The 17,035-nt window shown below is 40.4% G+C and carries 11 protein-coding genes; 10 read left to right on the top strand and 1 reads right to left on the bottom strand.

Going from position 1 to position 17,035, the window contains the following annotated elements:
• Window positions 1-58 precede the first annotated feature (58 nt).
• From AC27JR_RS12475 to purF, 7 genes are all read left to right on the top strand, one after another.
• Complete coding sequence (locus AC27JR_RS12475) at window positions 59-4,822, top strand: FimV/HubP family polar landmark protein (RefSeq protein WP_487173773.1); 4,764 nt, start codon at window positions 59-61, stop codon at window positions 4,820-4,822.
• 166 nt (window positions 4,823-4,988) lie between these two features.
• Entirely contained in the window at window positions 4,989-5,783 is a 795-nt protein-coding gene (gene truA, locus AC27JR_RS12470; protein ID WP_008468339.1) for a tRNA pseudouridine(38-40) synthase TruA, read from the top strand.
• A 162-nt stretch (window positions 5,784-5,945) separates the two neighbouring features.
• The gene (accD, locus tag AC27JR_RS12465) at window positions 5,946-6,821 is read left to right on the top strand and encodes an acetyl-CoA carboxylase, carboxyltransferase subunit beta (RefSeq protein WP_008468345.1); all 876 of its coding nucleotides are present in this window, start codon (window positions 5,946-5,948) and stop codon (window positions 6,819-6,821) included.
• Between the two features lie 25 nt (window positions 6,822-6,846).
• Entirely contained in the window at window positions 6,847-8,112 is a 1,266-nt protein-coding gene (gene folC / locus AC27JR_RS12460; protein ID WP_487173772.1) for a bifunctional tetrahydrofolate synthase/dihydrofolate synthase, read from the top strand.
• An 11-nt stretch (window positions 8,113-8,123) separates the two neighbouring features.
• Window positions 8,124-8,750, top strand: a complete 627-nt coding sequence (locus tag AC27JR_RS12455) for an SPOR domain-containing protein (protein ID WP_487173771.1) — start codon at window positions 8,124-8,126, stop codon at window positions 8,748-8,750.
• 228 nt (window positions 8,751-8,978) lie between these two features.
• Window positions 8,979-9,473 (top strand): CvpA family protein, encoded by a 495-nt coding sequence (locus tag AC27JR_RS12450; protein ID WP_008468348.1) that lies wholly within the window; start codon window positions 8,979-8,981, stop codon window positions 9,471-9,473.
• Window positions 9,474-9,491: 18 nt separating this feature from the next.
• Window positions 9,492-11,018, top strand: coding sequence for an amidophosphoribosyltransferase (gene purF / locus AC27JR_RS12445; RefSeq protein WP_008468349.1), 1,527 nt, complete (start codon window positions 9,492-9,494; stop codon window positions 11,016-11,018).
• A gap of 87 nt (window positions 11,019-11,105) precedes the next feature.
• Here the strand turns inward: purF and AC27JR_RS12440 are convergent, their stop codons facing one another.
• Window positions 11,106-11,705 carry a Yip1 family protein gene (locus AC27JR_RS12440; protein WP_008468350.1) on the bottom strand — a complete coding sequence of 200 codons (600 nt, stop codon included), beginning with the start codon at window positions 11,703-11,705 and terminating at the stop codon, window positions 11,106-11,108.
• A gap of 197 nt (window positions 11,706-11,902) precedes the next feature.
• Between AC27JR_RS12440 and miaE the strand changes: the two genes are divergently transcribed.
• From miaE to AC27JR_RS12425, 3 genes are all read left to right on the top strand, one after another.
• Window positions 11,903-12,673, top strand: a complete 771-nt coding sequence (gene miaE / locus AC27JR_RS12435; protein ID WP_008111058.1) for a tRNA isopentenyl-2-thiomethyl-A-37 hydroxylase MiaE — start codon at window positions 11,903-11,905, stop codon at window positions 12,671-12,673.
• A 203-nt stretch (window positions 12,674-12,876) separates the two neighbouring features.
• Window positions 12,877-15,105, top strand: coding sequence for an EAL domain-containing response regulator (locus AC27JR_RS12430; RefSeq protein ID WP_487173770.1), 2,229 nt, complete (start codon window positions 12,877-12,879; stop codon window positions 15,103-15,105).
• Window positions 15,098-17,035, top strand: coding sequence for a sensor histidine kinase (locus tag AC27JR_RS12425; protein WP_487173769.1), 1,938 nt, complete (start codon window positions 15,098-15,100; stop codon window positions 17,033-17,035). The genes AC27JR_RS12430 and AC27JR_RS12425 overlap by 8 nt, the downstream gene beginning before the upstream one ends.

Raw genomic sequence — 17,035 nt, 5'->3', positions numbered from 1 at the left:
CAATGTTTAAGCGCCAATTTAAAGCGCTGCGTTAACATTTAAACATTAAAGGATCAGCATGCGCGGTTTCGTTTCACTTATTATATTAGCGTCTGCACTGATGGTAACGACTGTTTACTCTCAAGACAGTACCCAGTTAAGAGGGCCTAAAGGCGCAGATTATGGCGCACAGGGGCGTTCTATTGGGCCAATAAAACCAACCGATACACTTTGGCGCATTGCCGTTAAGGTTCGTCCTGATAATTCAGTAAGCATTTATCAAGTTATGCAGGCCTTGTATAACAAAAACCCTAATTCATTCTTAGAACAAAACTTAAACCATATGCAAAGTGGTTCTTATTTAAAGATACCGACTTTGGCAGAAATTAGACGAGTAGATCCGCAATTAGCTAAGCAGCGCTCTGAGCAAGATGATGACCTGTGGGAAAAAAAGAAAAACGGTACGCTCACCCAAGCAGAAATTAATTCAGCACAAACAAAAGTAACGCAAGCACGCAAAGCAGATGTTGATGAAGCCAAAAAAGAATTACAACAAGAATTAAAAGCGATTAAGACTGACCAAAGCAATAAATTGGTTGAGCTTCAGCAGCAGTTTAAAAGCTCTGTGAGTAACGTAGAAGAAATTTTAGTTGAAAACAACAATCTTAAAAAACAACTAACAGGTATTTCAAGCGAATTAGAAAACGTTCGTTTACAACTAGGCCAAGACAGTGAAATTCAACAACAGTTAAAAGAATTAATCCTTAAACAAAATGAGATTATTGCACAGCAAAAATTAAAGGACGCACAGCAAGAGAGTGAATTTAGTTTTGCAGCGTTATTGTCAAACCCTTTGGTGCTCATTTTATTAATGACTATTCCAGCTTTATTGATTATTTTTGCCGTTGTTATGTGGCTGCGTAAACGTAGTAATGATCAAGAGCCTGAAAGTAATGATGATGAGTTTATTCCACAAGCCCCTGCTTTTACTGATCCTATAGATGAAGTGCCAGAGCCCTCACTCGATGAAGCACCAGCTCCCGATCCGCTTGATGATTTAAGTGTGCAGTTAGACGATAACATGGATGACGTGTTACTCGATGATGATGTGGAATTTAACGATGATCTCGATGATGACAGTTTACTAGATCAAGATGAGTTAGAAAGCCTACTCAATAATGATGTGGTTTTTGAAGACGAAAACACAGAGGACGATGAGCTAGATGTTTTCATGCAACAAGACTTTGATAGCTCAGATGAAGATGATACTGGCGACACGATTGATCTTGATGAATCAGATGACATTTTAAGTTCAGATGACCTAGATAGCCTGTTTGATGAAGAAGATGACGATGCACTGCCTGATGAACCTAAAGGTGAATCGAATGATGATATGGCAGCACTCAGTGAAGAGCTAGCCGAAGAGGGTGAAGACTTTGACATTGATGATTTGCTTAATGAGAACAATGAGCAAACAGCTGATGTATCAGCACAAGCCGATGATGACGAGTTTGATATAGACGATTTACTTGATGCTGAGCAACCGGCTACTGAACCTCAAAGCGAAGAGCCTGATATTGACAGCTTAGTTGAAGAAGACGACGAATTTGATATAGACGATTTACTCGACGCTGAACAACCAGCGGCTGAAGCTCAAAGCGAACAGCCTGATATTGACAGCTTAGTTGAAGAGGACGATGAATTTGATATAGACGATTTACTCGACGCTGAACAACCAGCGGCTGAAGCTCAAAGCGAAGAGCCTGATATTGACAGCTTAGTTGATGAAGACGATGAATTTGATATAGACGATTTACTCGACGCTGAGCAACCAGCGGCTGAAGCTCAAAGCGAAGAGCCTGATATCGATAGCCTAGTTGAAGAAGACGACGAATTTGATATAGACGATTTACTCGACGCTGAGCAACCAGCGGCTGAAGCTCAAAGCGAAGAGCCTGATATTGACAGCTTAGTTGAAGAAGACGACGAGTTTGATATTGATGATTTACTTGATGCAGAGCAACCTGAAACTGATGTTCATGACTCTGAAATAGATCATGCATTGGCAGACTCAATAGAAGATTTAACTGACGCGCAAGAAGAATTAAATAGTGAAGATATAGAATCTATTGCTTCATCTTTTGCTGAGCCAGAGCTTGAAGCTGAGCCAGAAGTTGCAGCCGAGCCAGAAGTTGCAGCTGAGCCAGAAGTTGCAGCCGAGCCGGAAGTTGAAGCTGAGCCAGAAGTTGCAGCTGAGCCAGAAATTGAAGCTGAGCCAGAAGTTGCAGCAGAACCTGAAATTGAAGCTGATCCGGAAGTTGCAGATGAGCCAGAAGTTGCAGCAGAACCTGAAATTGAAGCTGAGCCAGAAGTTGCAGCTGAGCCAGAAGTTGCAGCTGAGCCAGAAGTTGCAGCTGAGCCAGAAGTTGAAGCTGAAGCTGAGCCAGAAGTTGCAGCTGAGCCAGAAATTGAAGCTGAGCCAGAAGTTGCAGCTGAGTCTGACGTTAAAGTTGATCAAGACGCAGTAGATGGCTTAGAAGGTGATTTTTCAGATAGCTCATCGACATTACTCGACCCAGAAGATGCGCTTGATGAGTACAACGATGAAAACCTTGAAAGCGTAGATGATCTTCTGAGCGAGTTAGAACAAACAAGTGATGATTATGTAGAAGCACCTGATTGGTCAGTTGATGGCTTAGACGAGCAATCTGAACCAGAAGCAGAGCCTGAGCTTGAATCAGAGCCAGAGCTTGAAGCAGAGCCTGAACTTGAAGTCGAGCCTGAATTTGAAGCCGAGCCTGAACTTGAAGCCGAGCCTGAACTTGAAGCAGAGCCAGAGCTTGAAGTTGAACCAGAGCTTGAAGTTGAACCAGAGCTTGAAGTTGAACCAGAGCTTGAAGCAGAGCCAGAGCTTGAAGTTGAACCAGAGCTTAAAGCTGAGCCGGAACTTGAAGCAGAACCAGAACTTGCAGCTGAGGCAGAACTTGAAGTTGAGCCAGAGCTTGAAGCCGAGCCGGAAGTTGCAGATGAGCCAGAAGTTGCAGATGAGCCAGAAGTTGCAGATGAGCCAGAAGTTGAAGCTGAGCCAGAAGTTGCAGCTGAGCCAGAAGTTGCAGATGAGCCAGAAGTTGCAGCTGAGCCAGAAGTTGCAGCTGAACCAGAAATTGAAGCTGAGCCAGAAGTTGTAGTTGAACCTGAAATTGAAACAGAGCCAGAAGTTGCAGCTGATCAAGACGCAGTAGATGGCTTAGAAGGTGATTTTTCAGATAGCTCATCGACATTACTCGACCCAGAAGATGCGCTTGATGAGTACAACGATGAAAACCTTGAAAGCGTAGATGATCTACTGAGCGAGTTAGAACAAACAAGTGATGATTATGTCGAAGCGCCTGATTGGTCGATTGATGGATTAGATGAGCAATCAGAACCAGAACTTGAAGTTGAGCCAGAACTTGAAGTAGAACCAGAGCTTGAAGCTGAGCCTGAACTTGAAGCTGAGCCAGAACTTGAAGTAGAACCAGAGCTTGAAGCAGAGCCGGAACTTGAAGCAGAGCCAGAGCTTGATGTTGGATCAGAAGATGATTTTACCGATACGTCTTCTACTTTACTCGACCCCGAAGATGCGCTTGACGAATACAACGATGAAAACTTCAAAAGTGTCGATGATCTTTTAAGTGAGCTTGAGCAAGCAAGCGATGAAGATGAACACGTACCTGATTGGTCAATTGATGACTTAAACGATGAGCTTGATGAAGAGGAAATTGATTTAGGCGATGATCCGCTTGCTGGCGATATCCAAAGCAATGATTTATCAACAGATGACGATGAGCTTTATGAGCCTGAAATAGTCACCCCAAGTGAAGAACTTGAGGAGTACCCTGAGTTAGAACTTGATGATGAACTGCCTTTATCTGATCAAGAGCAACAATCACTAACTCCAGAAGAGCTACAAGGTGACCATTTAGACGGCGATGCCACAGGTATGTCACCTAGTCAGGCTGAGCAAGATCTCGCTAATGCATTATCAGCAGGCAATGACCTCGATAGCTTAGAAGATGATTTTGATGATGAGCTGTTACTTGATAATGAGTTTTCAGAGTCAAACTTAGAGCAAGCTCTAGATAATGAAGTTTCAGAGCCTGAAGAGCTGACTGAACAAGCTGCAGATGAGCAAGCTGTTAGCACTAACGATGATTTTGATGATGATCAACTTGATGAATTCGCAGAGTCAGCTGAATTTACCGATCAGCAAACTAACGCTGATCGTGAAGCGGATTTAACCCAAACGTTAGCACCATTAGAATCAGAAGTGATTTCAGATGATGAACTAGATGATGAGTTCATGGCTGATTTAACGCAAACAGATTTTGATGCATTACTGAATGAGCTGGCAGAGCCTGATGATGTTGATTTAAGCGACAGCAGTGAGTTTGATGTTGATTTTAATAGTTTACTCAACGAAGACTTAGCTGATGATAAAACACCACCGTCGCCAGCGCCAATTGAGCAACCTGAGGTTACTGAAGCTTTAGAACAAGATGACTTTGTTGATATCGATGCCTTGTTAGAGCAAAGCGATGAAGCGGATATAGATCACGAACCTTACACCGACGTTGATATGGATGTTGGCTTAGGTGACTACGATTCATTACTCGCTGGTGATAACCCTATGGATGTAGATACCCAAAGCGGTGGTTACTCAGCCAAGCTTGATCTTGCCCATGCGTATATTGAGATTGATGATGCTGACTCAGCAATTAAAATCTTAGATGAGATCATTAATAACGGCCCAGACGATGTGCAAGAAGAAGCACAAAGTTTAAAGGCTAGACTTAAAAGTTAATAATTAGATATATTCGAAAATAACTTAGCTGAAAAACCCGCCATAAGTAACACTAATAGCGGGTTTTTTGTATTGCACAGTTAGGAACCTTGGTTCGCTGCTTTTATTGGAACGCCATATAGCATAAAATGCAGCGTCGATTAGCACAGTAGGTAAAGCAGTTATTATGCGAGTAGCACTTGGAGTAGAATACAATGGCGCGCGTTACAGTGGTTGGCAGCGTCAATCACATGTAAATAGCGTACAACAAGAAGTAGAAAAAGCGTTGTCGCGCATTTGTAATCATCCAGTTGAAATTGTATGTGCGGGGCGTACCGACGCCGGGGTGCATGGTACGGGTCAAGTGGTACATTTTGACACCCATGCTGAGCGCGAAATGGTGGCCTTTACATTAGGCATGAACACCTTATTACCTAAAGATATAGCTATTCGTTTTGCACAGCCTGTGGTTGAAGACTTTCATGCACGCTTTAGTGCAACTGCTCGTCGTTATCGTTATGTGATTTATAATTATGCGTTTCGTGGTGCGGTATTAAATGAAGGTGTTACCCATTTCCATCATCCATTAGATGAAGTGAAAATGCAGCAGGCTTGCCAATATTTAATAGGTGAGCACGATTTCACCTCGTTTAGGGCGCTTCACTGCCAAGCCAATACGGCAACGCGAACGATTCAGCATTTATCGGTACAGCGCCAAGGTGCTTATGTCATTATTGATATTAAAGCCAATGCATTTTTACATCATATGGTACGTAATATTACCGGTTGTTTAATGGATATCGGTTTACATAAACATGAACCAATTTGGTTAAAAGAGCTGTTAGATGTTAAAGAGCGGGCCAAAGCGAGCGCCACAGCAAAAGCGGCGGGTTTATATTTAGTGGATGTTGATTACCCAGAACACTTTAATATTCCTAGAACGCCGTTGGGGCCGTTGTTTTTAGCCGATACCGAGATTTAATATCTAAATAGGTGTTATTTTTAGACGCTGTTATTCATAGGGCTAACTACTAAGACCAGTTTTTTATACCGTGATAGCGTAATTCATGTTTTAATTGGAAAAATTTGTTTGCATGGTTAACATGTAGACTCGCGACACAGAACAGCATTAAGAGAGTTGCAAATGAGTTGGCTAGAAAAAATCTTACCAAAAACGACTAAATCTTCAGGTCGTAAAGAAATTCCAGAAGGTGTATGGGCTAAATGTACGTCATGTGATTCAATTTTATACAAAGCAGAATTAGAAAAGTCACTAAATGTATGCCCTAAGTGCGATCATCATATGCGTGTTAGTGGTCGTAAACGTCTTGAACAGTTTTTAGATGACGGTGACCGCCAAGAGTTAGGCGCTCAACACGAACCTAAAGATGTGCTTAAATTTAGAGACTCTAAAAAATACTCAGATCGTATTAATGCAGCTCAAAAATCAAGTGGCGAAAAAGACGCACTGGTTGCAATGAAAGGAAACCTAAAGGGTATTCCAGTTGCTGCTGTTGCATTTGAATTCTCATTTATGGGTGGCTCAATGGCATCGGTTGTAGGGGCTCGTTTTGTTGACGCGGTTGACCAATGTTTAGAGCATAATATGCCGCTAATTTGTTTTTCTGCATCGGGCGGTGCACGTATGCAAGAAGCCCTTATGTCACTTATGCAAATGGCTAAAACCAGTGCTGCACTGGCTAAAATGACCGAAAAAGGCTTACCGTTTATTTCTGTTATGACCGACCCAACAATGGGTGGTGTATCAGCATCATTAGCAATGCTTGGTGATATTAATGTTGCAGAGCCTAAAGCTTTGATTGGATTCGCCGGTCCGCGTGTTATTGAGCAAACCGTGCGTGAAACACTACCAGAGGGTTTCCAGCGCAGTGAGTTTTTATTAGAGCATGGCGCAATCGACATGATAATTGACCGTCGAGAAATGCGCGATACGCTAGCACGTATCCTAGCAAAATTTATGAACTTGCCTTCTACGGAACAAGAGCATAGAGTAGCGTAAATTTCAGCTTTACTGATTACATGCTATGACAAAAACAATTCCTAGCCAATCATCAAGCCTTGATGATTGGCTTTGTTATTTAGAGAGTGTTCACCCAGCTAATATAGAAATGGGCTTAGAACGCGTTGCTCGTGTTGCTAACAACATAGGGCTTTTAACTTCCTCAAGTAAAATCATTCTTATTGCAGGCACCAATGGCAAAGGAACAACAGCTCGTTGTTTAGAGTCATTATTATTAGCCCAAGGTTATTGTGTTGGCACGTATGCTTCACCTCATTTAGTTCGCTACAACGAACGTGTACGCGTTAATGGCGCAGAGCTTGACAATCAATACCATGTCGATGCGTTTAATTTGCTAGAGCAAGGGCGTGGTGACACACCATTAACCTATTTCGAATATGGCACCTTAGGCGCGTTAGCAATATTCAAGCGTTTAGAGGTTGATTACGTGCTGTTAGAGGTAGGTTTAGGCGGGCGTTTTGACGCGACCAATATTGTTACCCCTTTTGCTAGCGTGATCACCACCATCGATTTAGATCATAAAGAATACTTAGGTGATACCCGTGAGCTGGTGGCTTATGACAAGGCGGGAATTTTTAGAGAGAGTACCCCGGCAATTATTGGGGATTTAAATATTCCGCATACAATGACCGATTATGGCAAAGAAATTAACGCTAATATGGTGCTATCGGGCAGCGACTTTATTTTTAAAGAGTATGCGCAGAGTTTTAGTTGGCAATTTAAAGAACATAAACTCGAGTTACCTAAACCGGCCATCCCATGTCAAAATGTGGCTACCGCATTAACGACCTTATCGGTGTTAAATTTATTACCAACAGATGAAGTAATAACTCAGTGTATAGCCAACTTAGTGGTAGAAGGGCGCTTTCAACAATTAAGTGAGTCGCCATTAGTGTATACCGATGTGGCACATAACCCTGAATCTGCACGCTATTTAGCAACTAAGTTAGCAAGCTATAAAGATAAAGGCTTTAAAATTCATGCATTAGCCGCTATGCTTGCTGATAAAGATAAAGTCGGTGTGCTTAAAGAAGTGGCTAATGTAGTAGATGAATGGTCGTTGGCGAGTATAGGTGGCCCGCGTGGCGATAGTGCCACTAACCTACAACAGGCGCTTTCAAGCATACCCAATAGTTACTTTAAACAGGGTTATAGCAACGTAGAGGTAGCATTGGATGCTATTTTGCCAAACCAGCCAAGTAATACACTATTAATTGTGTTTGGATCATTTTTTACCGTGGCTGGCGCTATTCATTACTTTAAAAAATAGAGAGGATGTCGGTGAACTCAGGTTTTATTAATCGCTTAGTCGGAACAAGTATTGTGGTGATCGCAGCAATTGTGTTTATTCCCAATATACTCGATGGTGAAAAAGTGCACTATAAAGAAGGCTTTAAAGCGATTCCAGAACGCTCTGAGTTCAAGACCATTGATTTGCAAGAATCAATTGACCAGCAAGTAACAAATGCAGAACCATTAAAAGAGGATGAAATTGAAGACATTCAGCCTGATGATGCTGCATTTGAGCAACAAAACAACTCCGCTGAAACAGACGTTAGCGCACAGCCTGCAATGGTTGAAGCGGTCATAGCCGATACAAAGCAAAGTACAGTAACCGCTGGGCAAGATGATGTTACGCGTAATACTAATGAAAACTTAACAAGTATGGCGTATGTTATTCAGCTAGGCAGTTTTTCGCATGCGGCTAATGTAAAAGCCTTGCAGGCCAAGCTAAAAACGCAAGGCTTTAAAAGCTTTACTAGGCCAATTAAAACGCCAAATGGTACGTTGACTAAAGTATTTGTAGGGCCGTCGTTAAGTAAACAAGAGCTGCAGTCTCAGCTTCCTGCGCTTAAAGAGCTAACTAAGCTAAACGGTAAAGTCACTCAATTTGAAGTGGCAAAATAACTTAGTCGCTAATAGGTGAGTGTGCTCATAACTTAATATTGCATATTTACGTAACTTATACTCCATAAGTTAAGACTAGATCTCCACCTACTTTTAGCCTGTATATTTCATGCTATTTTTTATCTAAAAACAGCATGTTTTTACTCGCCTGTAATCTCTCGCTTAAACTTGCATCACTAGGAGGTTTAGGTATAGAATGCGCCCAAAATTAGCGACTAATTGGTTCTTATGATCTGGGTTGATTACGCCATTCTTGGCATTATTGCACTCTCTACCATCATCGGTTTAATACGCGGCTTTGTTAAAGAAGCTATGTCATTAGCGGTATGGGCAGGGGCTTTCATCATCTCCAGCTTATTTTATCAATATTTAGCTTCCTTCCTAACATCCATTTCTGAACCCCTTTTAAGAAATGCGGCGGCCATTGCCATATTATTCTTTGCGACGCTATTGTTAGGCGGTTTACTAAACTATATTTTAGGTGAGCTTGTACAGCGAACCGGATTATCCGGCACAGACCGTGTTTTTGGTGTGGTGTTTGGTGCTCTTCGAGGCGTGTTGGTCGTGAGCGCGTTACTCTTCTTTCTTGATGCTTTTACTGGTGCGCCAAATACGCATTGGTGGGGCAACTCTATTTTGATTCCAGAATTTGGCTTTGTAGTTGAATGGTTCTTTTCGTACCTAGAAAACAACTCGAGCTTTTTAAATTCAGTAAACCGTTAATCGGCGAGGATAAATTACATGTGTGGTATCGTTGGAATAGTCGGAACATCGCCAGTTAATCAGGCGATTTATGATGGCTTAACCGTTTTGCAACACCGTGGCCAAGATGCTGCGGGTATCATAACTATTGAGAACAATACATTTAGCTTGCGCAAAGCAAATGGCCTAGTGAAAGATGTATTTCACACTCGTCATATGAAACGTTTGCAAGGCAACATTGGCATCGGCCATGTGCGCTACCCAACGGCGGGTTCTTCAAGCTCGTCAGAGGCTCAGCCGTTTTACGTGAACTCTCCTTTTGGTATAGCACTTGCTCATAATGGTAACTTAACCAATGCAGAGTCGTTAAAAGAACAGTTATTTTCAGAGGCACGTCGCCATGTTAATACTACTTCTGATTCTGAAATTTTACTTAACATCATGGCACATGAGCTAAGTAAGCCAGACAAACTTAAACTAGACCCTGAAGATATTTTTACAGCGGTTACTGAAGTTAACAATAAAGTGACGGGTGGTTATGCCACTATTGCCATGATTATCGGCCATGGTATTGTGGCGTTTCGCGATCCAAATGGTATTCGTCCTTTAGTATTTGGTAAACGTGAATCTGCTGCGGGTACTGAATACATGTTTGCCTCAGAAAGTGTGGCGCTAAAGCCAGATGGCTTTGAGTTTATTCGTGATGTTGCACCAGGCGAAGCAATTTATGTGACGGAAAAAGGCGAGTTTCATTCTTTTACCTGTGCGGATAAAGTGTCTTACTCACCGTGTATTTTTGAATTTGTTTACTTTGCGCGTCCGGACTCAACCATTGACCGTATGTCGGTTTATGCAGCACGTGTAAATATGGGGACTAAATTAGGCGAGAAAGTAGCCCGTGAGTGGGCAGATAAAGACATTGATGTCGTTATTCCTATCCCAGAGACTTCGTGTGATATCGCTTTAGAAATGGCACGCGTGCTTGACTTACCCTACCGTCAAGGCTTTGTTAAAAACCGCTACATTGGCCGTACGTTTATTATGCCTGGCCAAGAGCTACGTAAAAAATCAGTACGTCAAAAACTCAATGCGATTGACCGTGAGTTTAAAGGTAAAAATGTTCTACTTGTTGATGACTCAATTGTACGTGGTACCACCTCAGCGCAAATCGTTGAAATGGCCCGTGAGTCTGGTGCTAAAAATGTTTACTTTGCGTCAGCGGCACCGGAAATACGCTTCCCAAATGTATACGGTATAGATATGCCATCGGCGGCTGAACTCATTGCACACGGCCGTGAAGTAGAAGATATTAACCAAAGCATTAGCTCTGATGGTTTAATCTTTCAATCATTAAGCGATTTAATTGCCGCAGTTAGCCAAGAAAATCCTGAAATCACTAAGTTTGAAACGTCAGTGTTTGATGGTCAATATATTACTGGCGACGTTGATCAAGATTACTTAAACCGTATAGACAAGTTACGTAATGACTCAGCTAAGAGCACCCGCGAAAACGCGATGTCATCTGGTTTAGAAATACATAATCAAGATGAAAACGAATCTGATTAATAAAGTAATGTCAGCCTGATAGCACTATCAAGGCCAATAAAAAAGGAGCTGTTAAGCTCCTTTTTTGCGTCTATAGAAAAGGAATATTTAAGTAAACATAGGGCTGATTATACCGTTGGTCCATAGCATCGCGGTAAGTGCTAAAATAATAACCAGCAAAATTAGTCCACAGGTTACAACAGAGCTTGCGTAAATAAAGCCACGCTCCTGTGGAATGTGCATCAAAATAGGGACGCCGGTATACAGTAAATAAACTGAGTAAGCGAGCGCCACTAATCCAACACACACCACAAACCACAGCTCAGGCCAAAAGGCTGCCAATGCCGACATAAACACCGGTGTTGCGGTATACGCTGCCAGCTCAATAGTTTGGGTAAAGGTTGGTTTAGCGCCAAAAGTAACTGCCATCCAATGCGCTAAATAGGCTAGAGCAAATACACCACCAATTAAAGCAACATACATGGCTGCGCCAATCATCAGTGCGCTTTCATGGGTTAAAAATACCAGGTTACCTGTGCCGATACTCCAGCCTAAGTAAACCGATGAGTAGTATCCCATTGCAGAGGGAAATAAAGCGATAAGTAAAATATGCGATAAGCTATAGGTTAAGCTTTCGTGACGGTTATCAATTGTTTGCCATTCTTCGAGTGGGTGGGCGTATAAGCCCCATAGGTGATTTAGTATCATTGCGTGCTCTCCATAAAAGGATAAATTACTGTTTGGTTATAATTGGTTTGTTTTTATACAGTCCTTTTAGTTATGGTTCAGTAAGTATACAAAGTCAAGTTAACCATGAGCTTGTAATAAGGGTGTGTGTTTATTTTATTCAGCGTAATATTTCATGTTAAAATGCCGCATCGCAATTTTAGCAATGAGAAGTCAGCGTGCCACATAGCCAACTTTTAGAACCCATTAATAACTTTTTATTATGCAGCACCCCCGATGAGTGGGTTGAGCAAGCAATCAAAAAAGCAAACTTACCCATCATATTAATTGATCACTTAATTTGTGAGCTAAAAGCAGCGCAAAGTGCGATGTTTTTAATTCGTAAGTATGCAGTAGATAAAGACAGCAGTGATGCACTGCTTGAGTGGCTAAAACCATTTGAAACGCTTATTTATAAACGTGAAGGGAATTGGCGCGATTTAGCGGCTAAAAATAAACTGACAAAGTCTATTATTCCTAAATCTAACTCACCTTATGGCCAAGACTTAATTGATAAAATGGTGATGTTAATAAAAGAAGAGTTGCATCATTTTTATCAAGTGTTGGAAATTATGGATGAATACGGTGTTGAATATAAAAGTATAACCCCATGTCGTTACGCCAAAGGTATGCTGCGTAATGTTAAAACGTTTGAACCCAACGCCTTAGTCGATAAGCTTATTGTAGGTGCTTACATAGAGGCACGCTCGTGTGAGCGTTTTGCTGCGCTTGCCCCGCATGTAGATAAACGCTTAGGTGACTTTTATATTTCATTGTTACGCTCAGAGGCTCGCCACTATCAAGACTACTTAACCCTTGCTCAAGACATTGCTGATTTTGATATTACCGAGCGAGTAAAAGAATTTGCTGAAATAGAAGCGCAACTAATTACATCAGACGATGAAGACTTTAAATTTCACAGTGGCGTGCCCGTTACTGTTTGCCAATAACCCGTTTTTTCACCTGAAGTTGCTACGGTCAAGTAATTAGCTGTAGCAGTTACCTTCTAATTAAACGTTTTGTTTAAATTAGACACATCCAATACCCTCTTCTAATATTGAAATAACTACTAATTTATTTAAGAATTTTACCTATGGCTTTGAAATCATTTTAATAACAGAGCCATACCTTATTTATTATTGGGTGAGAAGATATGCAAAATAAAGAGGGATTATTTGTATTTGCAGCTGAAGAAGAACAAGCAGATACAGATCTGAAAGCATGGAAAATATTAACCGTTGAAGATGATCTTGATTATCAAAACGCATTAGTTAACAGCTTAAAAGAACTAAAAGCCAAGGATGGTTATAAATACGAGCTGTTAACGGCAAATTCTGTGCCAGAGGCTGCTTTGGCGCTGAGCATGCACCCTGATATTGCACTTATTTTTATAGATGTGGTGATGGAGGAAGATGACTCAGGCCTGCGTTTAGTAAATACTATTCGAGAGGTCATCGGTAACGCAGAAATGCGTATTGTGCTGTTAACAGGGCAACCTGGCTTTGCACCAGAGAGCGATATCATGAAAATGCTCGATATCGATGAGTACTGGAATAAATCAGACCTATCTGCCGAGAAGCTGCAATCTATTGTTAATAGTAACATGCGCACTTGGGAATATATTTCACAAATCAGATCAGCGAGGCAAGGTTTACAGCTGGTGCTTGATGCATCGAGAAGTATCAACGGTAAGCACGATATGGCCTCTTTTTCTTATGCTGTGCTTAAAGAAATTAGTAATATTTTAAAAATAACCGAAGGCGGCGGTATTTTTTGTTCGAGTAATACAGGCTCCAAGTCTGAATGCTTAATACTCTCTACTCATGGTTGTTTTAGTGGCACTAAAGGGCAGCCAGTAGAAACTAGCCTGCCCGCAGGAATGCTACAAGACTTTAAACAAGCTACTAAAGAGCGTCGTCATATATTTTCAAAAAGCCACAGTGTGTTTTTTTTCGAAACGCCAGAGCAGCAGGGCGCTGATTACATCACCATTGTAAAATCAGATAATCCGATTAGTGAGCAAAATGAATATTTACTTAAGGTATTTAGTGAAAATGTGAGTACGGGCTTTGCTAATATTTCGTTGTTGAATCGCTTAACTGAACTTGCTTACACCGACGTATCACTTAACTTGCAAAACCGTAACTGGCTAACCCGTGAAATAAAGAATATGAATGCTCATGAGCGGCTAAAAACGCGATTAGTCATTTTTGATATTTATCAGTTTGATGAAAAAGCATTTACCTTTGGTCATGAATTTTGTAATAAATTAATGAAGCTAGTGCACCAAAGTATTGTTGATACCTTTGCTAGGTATGACCCTCGCATAGCATTAGTTAGTAGCAGAACATTTGGCATGTTAGTCAGTGTTGATTTTGATATTTCAGAGGCTATTAGTTACTTTCAAAATAAACAAAAATTCGAAATCGAGCAGGTAAAACAATACATTGATGTGCGTATTTTAGAATTAAAATTAAGTGCAGCTTTAAACCTCTCCCCGGAAAAAGTGATCAGCCTGGCAGAGTCGAGCCTGAACTCTTCACAGGTAAACCAAACTAAGTATATTCAGCATACCGAGGAAAAAACAGATCAAATTACTCGGCGCTACGAGCTAATGGCTGAGCTTAGAACGGCTATAGGTAATAAAAGTTTAGAGGTGGCGTTACAACCCAAAATGAACCTATCAACCTTGAAACCTGCAGGTTTTGAAGCGCTCGCTAGGTGGCAAAGAGCTGATGGCAGCTTTGTACGCCCTGATGAATTTATAGAGTTAGCTGAAACAGCCGGATTAATTAATGAACTAGACCATGTGATTTTTGAGAAAATACTCGAAGTGATTAACCAACTTAAAGAGCAAGGCTACAACTTACCCGTTGCGTTTAATGCATCGTCTTATGACTTAGTTGAGCCAAGTTATTTTGAGCAGATAAAAACTAAAATTGAAGAGTACGATATTTCGCCTTCTATGCTTGAGCTTGAGGTGACCGAAACACAAGCTATTAGTAATTACAGCCTAATTAAAGAAGCACTTGAACGGTTTATTGATTTAGGTCTTAAAGTCAGTATTGATGATTTTGGTACTGGTTACTCATCGTTGGCTCACATTAATGAAATACCGTCTACGTCGATAAAAATAGATCGCTACTTTGTCTGTGATCTTGAATTTAATGACAACAATCAGTACATGATTAAAATGATACTGTCTTTGGCAAAGCAATTTAATTTTTCGGTGATTGCTGAAGGGGTTGAGAATGAATTTGAGGCAAAGTGGTTACAGCAACAAGGCTGTGCAACAGCTCAAGGGTATTATTTTTCTAAACCTTTATTTTTAAAAGAGCTGCTCGTGTGGTTAAAGCAGTATGAAGTGACAAAAAATGAATAGCGTTAATAGTTTGCCAATTGGTTCAAAAAAAAGTGTGCTAGTTAAATCGCTATTTAGTTTATTTATTACTTTATTTATTGGTTGGCTTGTATATGAACAAATATACCAAGAAAAAATAAATACCATAAAAGCTAAGCAAGATGAAAAGTTAGTCCTTATCAGTGGTGATTTTTCCAAAGAACTCAGTAGCATTAAAAAGCTAACTCGTATTCTGGCTCAGGGGTCGGTTTTAAAAAGTGATAAACAAAACAAGCCCTTACAACTAGAGCAAAGCAGAGATGAAATAAATAACTACTTTTTAAATTTTGCCGCTCTCTCTAATAATATCGCGCAAATTCGCTGGCTAGATACACAAGGCCAGGAGCAATACCGCATTAACGCAGTGAATGGTGTTGGCGAAATTGAAGCGCCCGATGGTTTGCAAAATAAGCAAAACCGTTACTATTTTCAAAAAGGCATGCAGGTCAGTGCCCCAAATATATTTGCCACAGAGATAGACTTAAACATTGAACGCAACAAAATTGTAAAGCCTCTTCAGCCAACAATCCGCGTAACCTACCGTACCAATAAAGAAAACTACCTATTAGATGGCTTGCTAGTTGTAAACTTTAACTTAGATTACTTGTTTAGTCAGATTAAGAGTTACAACCAAGAGGGTACTTTGATCAGCATTTTAAACCATGATGGTTTTTGGTTATTAAATAGTGATGCAAACTTAGAGTGGGGGTTTATGTATGGTAACAATGAGCAAACACTCGCTTTAAAAAAACCAGATCTTTGGCAGCAAATTATTGATGGCAAAGTAGAATATGGGTCATATTTTTTCAATAATGGTCTTTATACTTACCGTCGTTTTTCTATTTTTTCATTGCGTGAGAATAAAGGCAGAATTAGTGACACTGATAAAGAGTTAATTATTCTTGTAAGTAGTCCAGATGAATCGCTAATATCTGCACACAATAGAGCTCTGCAGTTAGCGTTATTGTGTAGTGGCTTACTGTGTTTAATTAGTTTTGGTTTTATTTATCGTGAGTATAAGTTTCAAAATAAGTTGTTAACCCTCTCGCATAAATTACATATAGAAAAGATAGAACTAGATATAGTGAACCGAGAGCTTGATGCCACTATAAAGCAGCAACAACAGCTACAAGAAGGATTAATAGAAGCACAAAAACTATCTTCATTAGGGTTGCTCGTGGCAGGTGTTGCTCATGAAATGAATACGCCTATTGGAGGAGCCGTTATTTCTGTTTCTAATGCAGATATGGCATTGAGTAAATTAAATGCAGCGATTAAGCAAGGGCTGACTAAATCAACGCTAGAGGAAACAACAACCAGTATTGGTGAGAATCTAGCGCTGGCTAAAATTAACTTAAATAAAACCGCTGTATTAGTGAAAAGTTTTAAAAAAATGGCCATTGATCGCCACAATGATGAATTTATTGCATGTGATATTGAAAAAATTATTGAAGAGCTATTATTGTCATTAAACTCCAGATTAAAAAATTCACCGATAAAAGTGAAAACTATTTTCTTGCTCAATAAACAGGTGATTAGTTTGCCAGGGATTATTTCTCAGGTGGTTGAAAACCTTGTAATTAATGCGTTAAATCACGCTTTTGATGATAAGCAAGAGGGAGTGATAGAAATAAAAGTAGAGCAAGCGACAAATAATAGCGTAAGGCTTAGCGTGTCAGATAATGGTAAAGGAGTTAATAATGACACTAAAGCAGATATATTTGAGCCTTTTTATACAACCGCACGGGGTAAAGGTAATACGGGCTTAGGTTTATATATGGTGCACCAATGGGTAACACAAGTTTTGAAAGGAGACATCAAACTTCATTCAGAACCACAAAGCGATGCTTATTTTAAAACACAATTTATTATTACCTTGCCTGACTTAACAGCAAAGTCTCATTACGATTAA

It is taken from the genome of Pseudoalteromonas sp. NH0006-26 (genome assembly GCF_057552415.1).
This window is presented reverse-complemented; position numbering and strand designations above follow the sequence as displayed.